13 protein-coding genes and 1 tRNA gene are annotated in these 14,826 nt (G+C 43.9%); 5 read left to right on the top strand and 9 right to left on the bottom strand.

The window, feature by feature from the left end; all coding sequences use genetic code 11:
• Positions 1–2 precede the first annotated feature (2 nt).
• The 8 genes from phrB to yejK form a co-directional block, all read right to left on the bottom strand.
• Positions 3–1,397: a deoxyribodipyrimidine photo-lyase gene (gene phrB, locus AC5YBZ_RS06355; RefSeq protein ID WP_494519539.1), complete on the bottom strand. Its 1,395-nt coding sequence runs from the start codon at positions 1,395–1,397 to the stop codon at positions 3–5.
• Positions 1,394–2,341 carry a YbgA family protein gene (locus AC5YBZ_RS06350; protein ID WP_494524619.1) on the bottom strand — a complete coding sequence of 316 codons (948 nt, stop codon included), beginning with the start codon at positions 2,339–2,341 and terminating at the stop codon, positions 1,394–1,396. The genes phrB and AC5YBZ_RS06350 overlap by 4 nt, the downstream gene beginning before the upstream one ends.
• Positions 2,342–2,364: 23 nt before the next feature.
• A complete protein-coding gene (locus AC5YBZ_RS06345; RefSeq protein WP_494543581.1) occupies positions 2,365–3,117 on the bottom strand; it encodes a ChrR family anti-sigma-E factor in 753 nt (250 codons plus the stop codon).
• Complete coding sequence (locus AC5YBZ_RS06340) at positions 3,110–3,757, bottom strand: sigma-70 family RNA polymerase sigma factor (protein ID WP_494519542.1); 648 nt, start codon at positions 3,755–3,757, stop codon at positions 3,110–3,112. Before AC5YBZ_RS06340 ends, AC5YBZ_RS06345 begins: the two co-directional genes overlap by 8 nt.
• Before the next feature lie 48 nt (positions 3,758–3,805).
• On the bottom strand, positions 3,806–4,429 hold the full coding sequence (locus AC5YBZ_RS06335; protein ID WP_494543580.1) for an LON peptidase substrate-binding domain-containing protein: 624 nt from the start codon (positions 4,427–4,429) through the stop codon (positions 3,806–3,808).
• Between the two features lie 266 nt (positions 4,430–4,695).
• Positions 4,696–5,484 (bottom strand): M23 family metallopeptidase, encoded by a 789-nt coding sequence (locus tag AC5YBZ_RS06330; protein ID WP_494521639.1) that lies wholly within the window; start codon positions 5,482–5,484, stop codon positions 4,696–4,698.
• 102 nt (positions 5,485–5,586) lie between these two features.
• Complete coding sequence (locus AC5YBZ_RS06325; protein WP_494524610.1) at positions 5,587–6,468, bottom strand: 6-carboxytetrahydropterin synthase; 882 nt, start codon at positions 6,466–6,468, stop codon at positions 5,587–5,589.
• A 235-nt stretch (positions 6,469–6,703) separates the two neighbouring features.
• The gene (gene yejK / locus AC5YBZ_RS06320) at positions 6,704–7,735 is read right to left on the bottom strand and encodes a nucleoid-associated protein YejK (protein ID WP_110456279.1); all 1,032 of its coding nucleotides are present in this window, start codon (positions 7,733–7,735) and stop codon (positions 6,704–6,706) included.
• Positions 7,736–7,812: 77 nt separating this feature from the next.
• Here yejK and AC5YBZ_RS06315 point away from each other — a divergent pair, with 77 nt between their 5' ends.
• The 4 genes from AC5YBZ_RS06315 (at position 7,813) to AC5YBZ_RS06300 (ending at position 12,647) form a co-directional block, all read left to right on the top strand.
• The gene (locus AC5YBZ_RS06315) at positions 7,813–8,028 is read left to right on the top strand and encodes a YejL family protein (protein WP_494521640.1); all 216 of its coding nucleotides are present in this window, start codon (positions 7,813–7,815) and stop codon (positions 8,026–8,028) included.
• A gap of 115 nt (positions 8,029–8,143) precedes the next feature.
• Positions 8,144–9,928 carry a DUF3413 domain-containing protein gene (locus tag AC5YBZ_RS06310; protein WP_494543579.1) on the top strand — a complete coding sequence of 595 codons (1,785 nt, stop codon included), beginning with the start codon at positions 8,144–8,146 and terminating at the stop codon, positions 9,926–9,928.
• A 138-nt stretch (positions 9,929–10,066) separates the two neighbouring features.
• Positions 10,067–10,143: transfer RNA gene (locus AC5YBZ_RS06305), tRNA-Pro, on the top strand.
• A 497-nt stretch (positions 10,144–10,640) separates the two neighbouring features.
• Positions 10,641–12,647 carry a sensor domain-containing diguanylate cyclase gene (locus AC5YBZ_RS06300; protein ID WP_494543578.1) on the top strand — a complete coding sequence of 669 codons (2,007 nt, stop codon included), beginning with the start codon at positions 10,641–10,643 and terminating at the stop codon, positions 12,645–12,647.
• A 7-nt stretch (positions 12,648–12,654) separates the two neighbouring features.
• Here the strand turns inward: AC5YBZ_RS06300 and AC5YBZ_RS06295 are convergent, their stop codons facing one another.
• Positions 12,655–14,193 carry an alpha/beta hydrolase gene (locus tag AC5YBZ_RS06295; RefSeq protein WP_494524607.1) on the bottom strand — a complete coding sequence of 513 codons (1,539 nt, stop codon included), beginning with the start codon at positions 14,191–14,193 and terminating at the stop codon, positions 12,655–12,657.
• Between the two features lie 165 nt (positions 14,194–14,358).
• Between AC5YBZ_RS06295 and AC5YBZ_RS06290 the strand changes: the two genes are divergently transcribed.
• Positions 14,359–14,811, top strand: coding sequence for a DUF6942 family protein (locus tag AC5YBZ_RS06290; RefSeq protein ID WP_494543577.1), 453 nt, complete (start codon positions 14,359–14,361; stop codon positions 14,809–14,811).
• Positions 14,812–14,826 lie beyond the last annotated feature (15 nt).

Genomic DNA, 14,826 nt, shown 5'->3' with positions numbered 1-14,826 from the left:
TCCTAATAAGATTTGTAGAATGCCAAGGCCCTTAAGCGTGCTTGTTTATGATCAACAATCGGTTGCCAATATTCGCTAACCACGCCATTTTTCTCGATATATTCATGGGGAAAATGAATATATTTATCGGGCACATTTTTAAGTTCTGGCAAATACTTACGAATGAACTCACCTTGGGGATCAAATTTTTGACTCTGAGTGATAGGATTAAAAATACGAAAATAGGGTTGAGCATCACAGCCCGTGCTTGCCGCCCATTGCCAACCGCCATTATTGGCACTGAAATCACCATCGATAAGGTGCTGCATAAAGAAACGCTCACCTTTGTGCCAGTCGACTAACAGATGTTTGGTTAAAAAGCTGGCAACTATCATACGCAGACGGTTATGCATCCAGCCGGTGTGAAGCAGCTGTTTCATTGCCGCATCGACAATGGGGTAACCGGTTCGACCTTGCGCCCAAGCGTTAAACGCCTCATCACTGCCCGGCCACTGCGCTAACTGATATTTAGTTTGAAAATTATCCCCTTTGACTAAATTGGGGAAGTGGAATAGCAGGTGGCGATAAAAATCACGCCAGATAAGCTCATTTAACCAAGTAAAAGCGCCATGCTGTTGATCGTAAATCACCTCAGGTTGAGCTTGAATTAACTGCAACGCCAGCCAACGCGGGCTTATGGCGCCTATAGCTAAATAGGGGGATATACCGGATGTACCTTTAATACTGGGGAAATCGCGAGTCGCGGCGTAATTTAATAACTTATATTGCCAAAATCGCGGTAGCACCTCGGCCATCACGGCATCGCTGCACGGCCAAGCACTGGAGTCGAGCTGCGGATAATCAAACGTCACTGGTGCGATAGAGACATCGCTTGGTAATACTGTTGAGGCGGCAGGCGATGGCACACATTCAATCCCCACCTGCTGCACTCTTTTTAACCACGCATTTTTAAACGGCGTAAACACCTTAAACATGTCGCCCTGTTTATTGAGCACACTGCCAGGGGACAAAATGGTATCACATTGCCATAACCTAAGGTGTAAGCCAGACTGGGCAATGTGACGATCGCGAACCACCTCATCGTCTTCCGGCTCAGTATTGGCCAGCACAGTATCACAGCCCTTAGCCTGACAAAATTGCAGCAACACTTGTTGTTGATGAGCAAAATCTGTGGCCGACAAATGGACAAACTCGATGCCATAAGCACCGAGTTGCTGAGCAAATCCATCTAGATGTCGCCGTATAAAGTCAGCTTTAATGGGGGCTAAATCATGTTGTTGCCACTGCTTTGGCGTCGAGATAAATACGGCGGTGTTAACGCCTTGAGCAATGGCTTCACTCAAGGCGGGGTTGTCATGGATTCTTAAATCACGACGGATCCATAAGATACTGCTCAATATCCGTACCTCAAACGCAACTCTTTAGGATGGGGATTTAAATACACTTGCTCTTGCAGGTACTCATTTGGGTACTCAATCAAGTAGTGTTTGATTAAAGTCAGAGGCACTAATAAAGGCTGTAATCCTTGATGGTAAGCGGCAATCTCATCGGTGAGTTCTTTGCGCTTCGCCTCATCTAAATCACGTTTAAAATATCCCTGCAAATGTTGTAGCGTATTGGTGTGGCTTCGACGTGAAGCTTTGTTCTTTAACGCTTCCATCAAGCCAGCAATATAACGCTCGGCGAGTTCGTCCAGTTCGATATCCGCGCGGCCCAACAAACGGCCCAGCTCGCGATAGCTCTCAACATGGTGACTCATCACTAAGTATTTGTGCACGCTATGGAAATTAATCAGCTTATGTTTGCTTATCCCACTGGCTTTAAGATCGAGCCACTTTTGATAAGTAAATATGCGGGTAATGAAATTCTCGCGAATGACCGGATCGTTAAGGCGACCATTTTCTTCGCAGGGCAATAACGGATTAAGTCGCATAACTTGCTGAGCAAACAAGCCTACGCCCGTTGATTCAGAACCTTTGCCGTGATGATGGTACACTTTAACTCGCTCCATACCGCAACTCGGGCTTTTAGCGCAGAACACAAACCCAGCGAGATCGCCATAGTGCTGCGCAGCCTTTTGACCAAATTCGGTTAGCTGTTCAGTAACATCACCGCTGCCATCGGGACGTGATACCGTAATAATATTGTCACGAATGATCTGCCTAATGGTCGGTCTTGGCACCGGGAGACCAATCGCCATTTCAGGGCAGACAGGCTTAAAATCAGCAAAATCACTGAGCTGCTCTACACAGAAATTGGATTTTTTATGGCCTCTATCATAGCGGACAGGCTCACCCATCACACAAGCACTAATGCCAATTTTAAGTTTTTTGTCCATCATCTCACCCTCATACTCTACTCATTTTAGTAGATGAATCGTCCTATTGGATTAAGCAACTGGCTCATACCTTGGGTAAAGTGAATTGCATCGCTCGATACCGTTAAACAGACACAGCCTTCTTGCGTTATCGGTTGATGGGTATGGTCACCGTCGAGCCAGATAAAGTCCCCTGCTGTATAATGGCCCATTTCATCATCGAAACTACCCTGTAATAATAACGTGATTTCAAACCCTTTATGAGTATGGCACGGCACACTGCCCCCCTTATCTATATGCAATAAGCTGGCTCTAATGTCATCATCATCAAGGGTCAGTCTTGCACGAGACAACTTGCCAAGTCCTTGCCATTCTCGCAGGCCAATTGACTTCATCGCCCGAGGCAACGAAATACGCTGTCCTGCCACTTCAATTTCAGTGACGGTTTGTGCCACAGCAGATTTTACCTCTGCAGGTGATGCAGTAATCGCATCAATCATTGAGGCACTGTCCCAATCAACCTCTATCTCACTGGTTGACTGCCGCTGACTCGCTCCATGCTCATCACTGAATGATGCTTGATTGGTAAATTGTGCTTCAGATAACTGCTCATTGAGCCAATCATCCTCTTCATTTATATCAAATGCCTGCATGGCTGCCTGTTCTGTTAGTTGCTGCACTTGTTTGGCACATTCACGGCAAAGTTCAACATGGCTGGCAATAATGACAGAAACAGAAGCAGGTAAATCACCAGCAACAAAACCGTTTAATACATTTAATGTTGGATGATGTTTAATCATTGTACTGTTCTCCCATTTGTTGCTTGAGCTTGGCTAACGCTAGCCTTAATCTCGACTTAACCGTGCCGATTGGCACGCCCAATTGCTGCGCCAACTGCTCTTGAGACAACTCTTGATAATAAACCCCTTTGACCACTGCTTGCTGCGCTGGCGGCAGAGTGTTGACATAATTCAACATCTGCTTCTCCATTAAGTGGTCGCCAAAGTTAGACTCTTCACTTTGTGCTTCATCTTGAGCCTGATCGATAGGCCAAATATCATCGCCAAGGTTTTGTTCGTTTTTTGCTTTGATACGCCTTAACATGTCAAATGATGCATTACGCATCACGGTGTACACCCAAGTGGTTGCAGCACCCTTGTCTACATTATACAAATGGGCCTTACGCCACACGTTGGTCATGGTTTCTTGCACCAACTCATTAGCTTGTGCCTCGCTACCTAACTGTTTTATGCCAAACCGTTTAATTTTGGGCGCAAAAAACTGAAACAGTTCAGTAAATGCCTGCTTGTCGCGTTGCACAGCAACCGAGTCAAGCCAATGAGACAACTCCGTTGGAACCTGAGTCTCAATATTATTGGCGTTAATGTTGCTCTCCCTCTTTGGGTAGCTTTTGCTTACTGTTTGTTGCATCTTAACCAACCATTGCTGAAGTATTAAAGTGCATTACGCGAGCAAAAACTAAATGGATCAATTAATATTTTCGTTACCAAAAATCAGACTGTGGAGAAATACTGTCAACTGTTCAAAACTCGATGGGTGAATGAACTTCTCCTTTTCATTCAAAGATAAAGGTAATATTTCTAAAAAGCGAGCACAGACCCAGTCTAGACGATCAAAATGGGTTGTTCCATATAATTGCCCCAGAGCATCATTGTCTTCAAATAGCTGTTCAAGCAAGCGCCCTAGTGCCATTGACGAGCTGTCAATACTCAACCGATCCCAGTGCGGTTTATAACAAGTATCGGCTAACAGTAAGTTATCGTTTCTATAAGCCATGTTATCTAAACTCACTAGGTGTAAAGCCTTCACATCAACCACTAATATGCCATCCTTGCCCGCATGAAAGTCAATCACTTCCACCCGCGCGCCCCAATTAGGCACATTAAATGCTAATTCGTTATCAAAGCGTGCAATCACAAACCCACCACGCTCTCCAGCCTCAGCTATCATAGAAAGGTAGCGTGGCTCAAAAATCCTCAGGCGCTGAATGCCATTAGGTAACATAAATAGCGGTAGAGGGAATACCGCCATTTGCCTTGGGCATGTGGGTAAGGTTGTCGCTAAATTATCGTTTAAATGAGTGTCTATCACTGTATTTCTCTTTGTGGAGCAATACCCGTGATACGTACAGGCAAAACCATGGGATCACAACCATTGGCATAGCCTGAACTATGATTGCTATTTTAATGAATTAAGCTAAAAGGCGTTAAGAGTCGCTACAGGATTTAAACTTTACCCATAGAACCACTAATCCATGACCCATTGTCATTGGGTTAACAAAGCAGGGGGGGAATGGGGAATGGGCAATGTGCGCCTAAGGGCAAATAATAAATAAGCGACCGAAGCTCACTTTTTTATCATTTAGATGAGTCATTGCTCGTGGCTAATGCACTGGCCATTGATGGTACCACCGTCACCGGATCGAGTCGCATCTGGAACCAGTTGATGCGCCAATCCAGATGTGGGCCCGTCACTCTGCCCGTAGCCCCCACCTCTGCAATGGCTTGTCCCTGTTTGATTATCTCGCCAGGCTTCACATACAACTTACTAAGATGAAGAAAACTTGAACTGACGCCATAGCCATGATCTAAGATAACTGTGCCGCCAGAATAAAACATATCTGGCACAGCGAGAGTGATCACCCCATCGGCAGGGGCCACTACTACGGTTCCCGTTTTCGCTGCCACATCGACACCAAAATGGGGATTACCAGGCTTACCGTTATAGACTCGTTGACTGCCATAGACTCCAGATATTCTGCCCGTTAACGGCCAAATAAAATCTTGAGCGAAGGCCTCTTGAGTTGAGAATTGACTTCTGGCCGCCTTTACCTGTTTGCTATCTTGAGCCGCTCTGGCTTGTGCTTTGGGATCGGGCTTCATGATTTTTTTCGCGATACCCGTCAGGCTATCGATCTGGTACTGTTTCTCACTAATAGTTAGCGGTTTTATTTGCGTCAGCCCATCGGGATAAACTAAGGTTAACTTTTGCGAAAGCGCTGCATCCCGTTCAAAACCAAATACAAAGCTCCCCTTAGGAGTCACCTTTATTTCGCTGCCGTTAAGGTACACTGAGGTACCTGGCGTGGTTTGAGCACGGATTAACGCCCCTTGCTCTAACGTGCCATTGAGGGTCACTTGCGCCATTGCCAAACCACTAAAACCTAGCGATATGGCGCCGAGCAATACAGCCAAATAGTTCAAATATACCTCCTTAAACGACAACGATAACCATGGATAAAGCCGCGATTACGCCGCGCCGCCTTTGACCGAAATAGCCCCTTTACCCACACCTTCATAAGCGATCACTTTAAATTCGCTATCGGGTGCTTCAGCGACCATAGTATTGGCGATAAACTCGGCTAGCAGTTCTACCGTTGTATCATGGGGGATGATTTCACAGCGTTTTTTCGGCATAGCCAACTGGAAGTCGCCCTGTGGGGCCACGTAATGAAAACCATAATGGGTCTCATCGTTAACCTCAGTTTGTGGTGATAAATCAAGTTCATCAACCTCTACTACATCATCGGCTGAACCTAAATAGATATCTTTCCAGCGGCGACTCCAATATTCGTCCCATTGCGGTGCAGCGATGCTATTTTCGAACACATTAATGGGGCTGCGATGACCGTGAGCGATACGCTGACAGTTACCGTCGTGTTTTTTTAACCCATGGGAATAATGATAAAACGGCGTGTCGTGTATTTCATTACGGAGCGTCAATGCGATACCATTGACATTATCCGGTAACACCTCGGCAAGGGCCTTTTGTAAGAAGGTGTTAACGCTATCAAAATCGATAATTTCGGTCGGAATAAGCGCGAAGGCTTGCGCGGGACAAGCTAGATGAATATCGCCTTGCAGACTATCAAAATCCATCCATACACGGTTACCCTGTTGCTGCCAACGCACCTCTGAGCAGGCGGTGGGGATCAATAAGCGATGATCCGCGACATCATCAATGGTGTTTTTGATAGTGCGCTTCACCTTAGCAAAGTCCAGCACCATGTTTTGCTCATCTAACCCACCATCAAGTAAAACATCAACAATCCAGCTCTCGCCTACCATGCCTCGGATTGGACACAGGTAAGAAAAGTCGATAACAGTTAAATCTCTAACAAAAAGTTGCATTTAATCTCCTGGCAGAAAAACAGTCTGCCTGTATTTATCCCATTAGCGAACTGCCAACGGATATAGTCATAAGCCATGATTTCACCTTATCAGTGACATTTTAGCAAGTCATGGTGAAAAGGTTGCGCAATAAAAACCCGCCAATCCACTATCTGTCATCACAAAAAAGCGCCCATATTTAGGGCGCTTTTGCGAGCTATTTCGCGAACTTAAGCTTTTAGGTTCGCTCAAAAAACTATTGTCCGCCCTTTAGACGTCGATCTAACTGATCCTTAAGATTAGCTGGCACGCCTTTGATCAGAATAGAATCAGAAATAGGATCATAAATCACTCGCTCGCCTAAGTGTTGCCCATCAAAACTTAGGGTCACACCGCCGCCAGTGCCTGAAAACTTTTTCAGTTGACGCAGTGTCGGCTTATCACCGGGAAACTCATCTTCAAGCTCGTAGTCGCCACCTTGGGCAAAATCGTAAAACGAGTCCATGCCCGAATCGGCTAATTCATCGGCCAAATCTTTTAATTGAATATCAGCGCCGGTATCACAACGCTCGCTGCAGTAATCAAACACCTTTTCACGGCACTGCTGGCGCTCATCTTTAGTGAGTTCGCTGCTGGCGACAAAATCTTCAACTGCGTTCATCAGTTGCTTATTTTGTACCTTAGTATTAACCCCTTCGACACAGCCCATAAAGTCGAGGAAAAAATCGGCCACTTTGCGGCCCGCACGACCACGAATAAAGGAGATATATTTAACCGAGTCAGGATCGGCTTGCCATTCGGTTAAATCGATACGGGCAGCCAGCTGTACATTATTTAAATCCAGATGGGTATTTTGCGACAGTTCCATATCGTCGAGCACAGTCATTGATGACTTGGCATTAAGCAGTGACACATAAAGGTAGTCACTGGTCATATGGGTATAGCAAGACAGTAGCAAGAAACCGCCTTGACTGAAGTCATATTTAGCCAGCTCTTCTTGCAGTAACTTACCCGCCAAACTCGAAAACTCAACAAAGCCTAAATCGCCATTACGGTATGCTGTTAACGCTTCTTTAAACTTAGGATTAGCCTCTCCGTCTTCACCGTGAGTACCAAAATGACCAAAGCCTTTACCCGCCTTGGTGGTATAAGTTTGATGCAGCTCTTCGAGCATAGTTTCTACGGCTTGGCTGTTTAAAAGCGGTTGGGGACGCAATCTGCAGCTCAGTTGGCCTTCGCCATCTTGGGAAATAGCGTGAATAATTGCTTGTTCGACGTTAATACTCATAAGCCTCGATAGTGATAATGGTAGAAATCCGTTATTATATGCTGCTATTTCAAATTAAAGTGAACAATTTTTCAATTATGGCTATTCAATCTAAATATTCGAACGCACAAGTTGAGTCTATTCTTGCTGAAATGCTAGCAGTACTCGACAAACATCAAGCCCCAACCGACCTGAGTTTGATGGTGCTGGGTAACTGTGTCACCGATCTACTGATGCGCAAGGTGCCTCAAGAGGCTCGCGGCCAAGTTGCACAGCAATTTGCTAACGCCTTAACTCAATCAGTTAAAGGCTAAAGTTTGGCTTAGTTATTTTACGAGTGAAAATCTTGTTTTTATTCGTAAAAAACTAGTAAAGTCGAACAATAGATAATTAAGATAGATTTTTATTTCAACTGATTAGCGGATCCCTATGATCGAGCGAAAGAAAGAGATGAGTCGTGACCGCGTGTCACGCTTAGTGAGCTGGGGCCATTGGTTTGCCTTTTTTAATGGCTTCCTAGGGATGATTATTGGTGTCCGCTATATCGAAACCGTCGGCGCACCAGAGTCTTGGATTGGCTGGAGCTACTTAATTATCAGTACGTTAGGCCATTTTAGCTTTTTAGCCTTTATCGTTTACTTGGTGGTGCTATTTCCTATCACCCTACTATTACCCTATTCCAAAATACTCAGAGGGTTAGCCGCCGTAGCGGCAACCCTTAGTCTGTGTATTTTACTCTATGACACCATTATCTATGATGATTATGGCTTACACCTCAGCCCCTTTGTATTTGATATCGCCTGGGCCGATCTGAATGCATTACTTCAAGGCACCTCTTATATTGTCACACCACTGGGAATAATAATCCTCGAACTGACCGCCGCAAATTACTTATGGAAACGCATCGAAAGCATTCGTAAATCAAATTATGGTTATAAAGTGGTGATATTTATTGGCTGTTGTTTTGTCAGCAGTCACCTAATCCACATCTGGGCCGATGCAGCCGACATTCAAGAAATCACCCGATTAGATGATGCCTACCCATTATCTTATCCAGCAACGGCTCGCTCATTTATGGAGAGTCATGGCATCGAAAAAAGCAGCATAAACTCAGCGGAGCCTCATATCCAACCGTCGCTCAACTACCCAATCTCCGCACTTCAATGCCAGGCAAGCCATCACGCCAATATGCTGATTATCGCCATTGACGGTTTTAGAGCAGACCTACTCGATCCAGAAACCATGCCGTTTATGTACCAATACGCACAGCAAAATCATTATTTCAGCCAACATATCAGTGGTGGGAATGTGCATCGCAGTGGCATGTTTTCACTGTTATATGGCTTACAAGGCAGTTACATGAGCGCCAATGACTTAAATTATCGCTCACCCGTGTTAACCCAACAACTCAAACAACAAAACTATGCTTTAGCCCATTTTGCGCCGCAAATGGCGTTATCCACCCCATACGCCATGTATCAGGATTTTGAGAGCCATCTCCAAGACACCGACAGGGGTATGGCGGCAGCGGATATGGGAACAATCGAAACTTTTAAACAGTGGCAACAGCAACAGAGTGCCGCTTGGTTTGCGTTAATCAATTTACAAAGTCCAGACAGCTATGACACGCCTATCGGCTTTCTTGGCATTGAAACAGTAAAACCACTATATGACTTAAAACCTGCACAAAAAGTGCTGTTTAATCAATATCGTCAATCATTAAACTTTATTGATAAACAACTGGCTAAGCTGTTAAGTGAAATACCCGATGACACCTTAGTAATCATCACTGGGGTGAGTGGTAAAGTCTTTACCAGTAATAACGATGAACCACGCTCAAATTTTTCACCAGCGAATGTCAACGTGCCACTCATCATCAACTGGTCTGGAAATCAGTACGCGAAAACTGTCGATTACCCCACTAGCCATAATGGTATCGTGCCCACATTAATGACACAGATGCTAAATTGTAACAATAAGGCCTCTGACTATAGTTCAGGTGAAAGCCTGCTACAGCCAAGCTCAGCAAGCTGGACTTACATAGGCGATGATCAAGTATTCGGTATCTATCAAGAAGATGAGATCACTGTTATCGATCGCCATGGTAAATATCGTATCTACAACAAAGACTACAGTCAGCAGTTACGTAAAAAAATCAGCGCTCCAGAATTGATAGAGGTGATGCGCGAGGGGCGAAGATTCTATCATCATTAGGGTATCTAAGCAGTTAGCGCCTATAAACTAAGCAATTAACCATTATTGGCGCGCTTAATACTTGCAGAACCCAAGTTGGCTTGATAAAGTTCTGCCTGTCTTAAACAGACCCCAATGTTTTTCTGTTTTGGATATAATCGGTATGTAGCGCAGCCCGGTAGCGCACTGTCATGGGGTGTCAGGGGTCGGAGGTTCGAATCCTCTCATACCGACCAAATTCTAAGAAGCCAGCTTAATCGCTGGCTTTTTTTATGCCAGTTTGTAACCTTACTATCCATCACCTCATGCTAAGCGCGCCTTTTAGTTATCGATTTGTTTCCCCTCAAAGCACTTGCAATCGTAGTGGATAAAACTTAAGAGATGGCAAATTTAGAAAACCCTTTCTTCTAAGGCGTCACTCGTCTCTCTAGCGATTATCAAGAATGTAATAAATTACTATAAAAATAATATATTTAGTTGGTAATTTACCATGTTAATAACTTAAACTAGGCCAATACATAAAGGTAACGTTTGCCTGCGACGACAAAAATCAATTTCACATAGGGATTTATGCAATTGATAAATAAGCGCCACCTTACATTTGCAATAGTTTTGGGGTTGCTGGGACTATTACTGAATTTAGTGCCTATACCACTATTCGGTAATCAACAGCTTATTATCGGTAACCTGTTTTTTGTGATTGTCGCGGTATTCTTAGGCCCCTTGGTATGCCTTGCTCACTGCATTGATGTGCGCGAGCGGTTTATATCTAGCTTGGGATAGTTGGCACACTTTCATCTTATTTCCACTCGAAGCCTTATGGCTGGGTTACGCGCGGCGTAAAGAATATTACTCTCTGTATGCCGATGTGAGTTTTTGGCTCATAGTCGGTATGCCGCTATTTTATATTTTAGTACGCTTTGTACTAGTGATGCCTGAAAGCTATATGCTTTTCACCACCCTAAAACAAGGGATTAATGGCATACTCTATACTTCACTAGGCACTATCCTCATCACTATGCTCCCGCAACGATGTTATATTGCTGGGAAGATTAAAAACCAACGTCGTAAGAGCTTTAATCAGCAACTCACTTATACCTTTACTCAATTATTGACATTAGCCTTGCTGGTTTCGGCATTGACCTTTAATAACCTCTCCATTAACCATCAGCAGTTAGATGTTAAACGCCAACTCGAAGATACCGCGCTGCATTTAGGCAAGGCTACCGACACGTTTATCGACACCCATGTGAACGCCATCGATACCGCCGCTCGTTGGTTAAGCTTCTCTGTATATGATCCTGAACGATGGCAAATGCTATTGTTAAAGCTACATAAAAACTATCCTGATTTTGTCTCTATGCTAATCGCTAATGAGCAGGCACATATCAAAAATTCGAGCCCCATTATTAACATTGATAGCTCGAAAAACATTACCCCGGCTAGCATCATGGATCGCCATTATTTCCAACAAGCGTTTTTCAACCAACTAACCTACACCTCACCGGTATTTTTAGGTCGAGGTTTCGGCTCTACCCCCATCGTCGCGATCAGCGCGCCCCTTTACCACATGAATACTCCGCTGGAGCCGGTAGGAATAATAGAAGGCTCGTTAGAGCTTGCAAACTTTGCACAAATTTATCAACGCCTTTCAGATGAGACGCAGCACAATATTGTGCTCACCGACGAAAATAATCTTGTGATCTATGCATCACCCGCTCTCAATAAGCAGCCCTTAAGTGAATTTGCGTTCTCTCACAGTGGCTTTAGCTATAAAACCAGCTTGGCCATGCTCAATATTAAACAACGAGACAATAAAAGCCCCGAGTTTGCCTATGCCAAACACATAGTAAAAAACGGCTGGACACTTTATGTGCTCACACCATTCACCCCATTGGTAGAGCAAGTTGAAAGTCAATATTTCACTACTTTTGGTATCTTATTATTATCATTTATGCTCTCTATTGCGATTATCAAAGTGATCAGTTTACGACTCACTCAGCCACTTGAAGCTATCGCCAACAAATTCAGTAATTGGCATCCGCAGGATCAAGAGGACGCCACCTTAAATGACTCTACACCACAAGAGATCTGTACCTTATCCAGCAGCATTTTAAAGAGTAAGCAGGAGCTGATCAGCTACCAATTAGAACTAGAGGAAAAAGTAGCTCTGAGAACCAAAGAGCTACAAGCGGCTAACACAAAACTACGTTTACTCGCCGAAAAAGATGAATTAACTCAGCTCTACAATCGCCGTTACACCGAAACTCACTTCCCTCGATTAAACGATATGTGTCAACGCAGCTGCGCTGCCATGGCATTTTGCATCGTTGATATTGATCATTTCAAAAGTATTAATGATACCTACGGCCATCAAGCTGGAGATAACGCCTTAATCCACTTAGCCCAGATCATGCAGCAATTTTTTAAACGAGATACTGACCTTATTTCTCGCTATGGTGGTGAAGAATTTCTGATTATTTTACCCCTATGCAATCCGCAAGAAGTAGAACAACATCTTAATGAATTTAGGCAGCAGGTATTTGATGCTCTGATCCCAATAAGTTCTGAAAATAGTATCCAACTGACCATCAGTATTGGTGCAGTAATAAGTAATAATCATTACCAAAGCGATATAGATTATTGGTTTAAGCAAGCCGATATCAATCTCTATCAAGCAAAAAAAGATGGCCGCAATCGCGTCATCAGCAGCCAACTTATTACTCAACCGCACGAGTAACAATTCATCACCTTATTGCAGAGTCAGTATTGGTTTTAAGCGGAGAAGTTAACGCATTAGGATTATTTGCCAGTTGCTGTTGCCCGCTGATATATTCATCTATGCATTCAATCATATACGGAAAGAATGGATTCCACTTCTGGCGTAATATCTCTGACGCTGGTACGCCGAGCACTCCACGTTCTCCCTTGGTCGATACGGCACCAATTTGTACTCTCGGCTGGGTAGTCGCCCTTTTTATTGGCCCATACAAACCATCAGATGCCGGAAAAGGCAATGCGACATGAGATAAAGAGTAAATTGCTCTTGGCCAACTAACCTCCAGTGGCTCATGCAAAATATCGCCATCTTGATAACGCACCACTTCAACTTGCTCGCTGGTTTGCCATTGATCAAGGCTGTCTTTATATCGTTGATTTTGAACTACATTTAACTGATATGGTAATCGACTAGAACCAATTAAAGGCTTAATGGCATCTATTGGGTCATTGACAACCAAAGCTAAATTGACATCAATACGGTTAATATCAAACAAAAACAACTGATGCTCTTTGGCCGGTAAACCTTGATATAATTTCGCTATGACATCGACCGTTGATACCGTACTGTCCGCTATTGACTGAAAGGTAAGCACACGAGTTAATTGCGTCTTTTGTAATTCAGTCATCTGATTAAGCAGTACTTGATTACGCGCCGCAACCTGATACACCACATCGCCAGCATTAACCGCAAACGAGTTATATTTAAACGGATCATATTCAGCTTGTACCGCATTCCAACTGAGTTTCTCTAACCCCAACCATTGACCCAACCTTGATTGCCACTTTGCTGCGGCGGCAACAGGTGATAACCCTATGGCAGGGGAAAGAAAGATTAACCCTGAGTAACTAGAAGGTTTATCTTGATTTAAGGCTTCTAACTCATGATTGAGTGCTAATGCTGCTCCAGTAGAAAAACCAACCACATACAGCGGCTTACCATTAAGCTGTTGCTCTAGGTGACGCGTTGCCAAACTGACCGCTTGCGCCATATCTTGCCAGCGTAAATCAACAAGCCCAGAAGGTAATGTGCCATGACCAGGTAAACGTAACCCTAGAATATGTGCTTTAGCGCGAAAGTGATTAGCAAAATGCGATAATGAATAGGGGGAATCTGACATACCGTGCAGTAATAACACGCCATATTGTGCCGTCGAATTTGGCCATTCAAAGCTGCGATTCCAATCCTGTGGCCACTGTTTAGGATCGGATAGGCTATGGCGTACATAACGGTTGAGCGGTTGACGAACAAGATGTTCGGTGCGCTGATATACTTTTGTGTCTACCTCTTTAAACAACTTATCCTCTAGGGCAAGGTACTGCTTAAAATCTGTCAGTTGCATGCTCTGGTTAAATTGAGATGACAGCTTTATCGTGTGCCATAACGACAGATCAGCTTGAGTATTGAGTACATACACTCCTACTACTAATAGTCCAAGTATTGTTCCCAATATGCCATAAGTTAACGCTAATAAGAGGTGTTTGGTCGATGTAAGTAGTATTCTCATCTATGTATCATCCCTTACTTGTCCAGCCCACTTAACGGATCATTTGAGCTGAGCCTATTTTATAATCGCGTGACGGGCTAATTAATCCCTTTTAACACAACCCCACTTAACATAGCCGATATGACTCGGTAGACTCTATGAGATATACGTCCAACAAATAAAACAATGACCAACAACATCTTCAGTATTGGCTCTACAAGTGCAGATACCTGCTTTTACCTGCCTACAGCGCCAATCATTCCCAGTAAGTGGCACTACACTCAGCTAGACGCTATTGAACAATTGATAAGTCTCAATGGTAATCACTGGCGTAAAATACTGGTTATTATGGCGAAAATAACTGCACCCGATACTGATTGGCGTCACCATATGCCACAACTCTTAACACAAGGTAACCATATTATGTTTGGCGCTACAGCGCTTAAGCGTAATGCACAACACCATTTTGTCTGTGGTCAGCAAAGCGCAAAAAGTCTCAACCTACCAATATTAGACCAAAACCCAAAAATTAAAGTACTAAGCCATGATAAGCATATGATTTATCTACTGCCCTATCTCGATTACAGGCAGTGCCCTAACCATGTTATTGCCGATTTACGCAGTAAATTGGATAAATAAATCATTAAGCGCAAC

This window comes from Shewanella sp. 553 (assembly GCF_059338375.1).
Note: the sequence above shows the minus strand (reverse complement) of the source record. Positions and strands in the feature narration are given on the sequence as shown.

Bases quoted from the DNA above. Each gene is read 5' to 3' on its own strand.
- AC5YBZ_RS06350 (WP_494524619.1), bottom strand. From the start codon at position 2,341: ATGATGGACAAAAAACTTAAAATTGGCATTAGTGCTTGTGTGATGGGT.
- AC5YBZ_RS06345 (WP_494543581.1), bottom strand. From the start codon at position 3,117: ATGATTAAACATCATCCAACATTAAATGTATTAAACGGTTTTGTTGCT.
- AC5YBZ_RS06330 (WP_494521639.1), bottom strand. From the start codon at position 5,484: ATGGCGCAAGTGACCCTCAATGGCACGTTAGAGCAAGGGGCGTTAATC.
- AC5YBZ_RS06325 (WP_494524610.1), bottom strand. From the start codon at position 6,468: ATGCAACTTTTTGTTAGAGATTTAACTGTTATCGACTTTTCTTACCTG.
- yejK (WP_110456279.1), bottom strand. From the start codon at position 7,735: ATGAGTATTAACGTCGAACAAGCAATTATTCACGCTATTTCCCAAGAT.
- AC5YBZ_RS06315 (WP_494521640.1), top strand. From the start codon at position 7,813: ATGGCTATTCAATCTAAATATTCGAACGCACAAGTTGAGTCTATTCTT.
- AC5YBZ_RS06310 (WP_494543579.1), top strand. From the start codon at position 8,144: ATGATCGAGCGAAAGAAAGAGATGAGTCGTGACCGCGTGTCACGCTTA.
- AC5YBZ_RS06295 (WP_494524607.1), bottom strand. From the start codon at position 14,193: ATGAGAATACTACTTACATCGACCAAACACCTCTTATTAGCGTTAACT.
- AC5YBZ_RS06290 (WP_494543577.1), top strand. From the start codon at position 14,359: ATGACCAACAACATCTTCAGTATTGGCTCTACAAGTGCAGATACCTGC.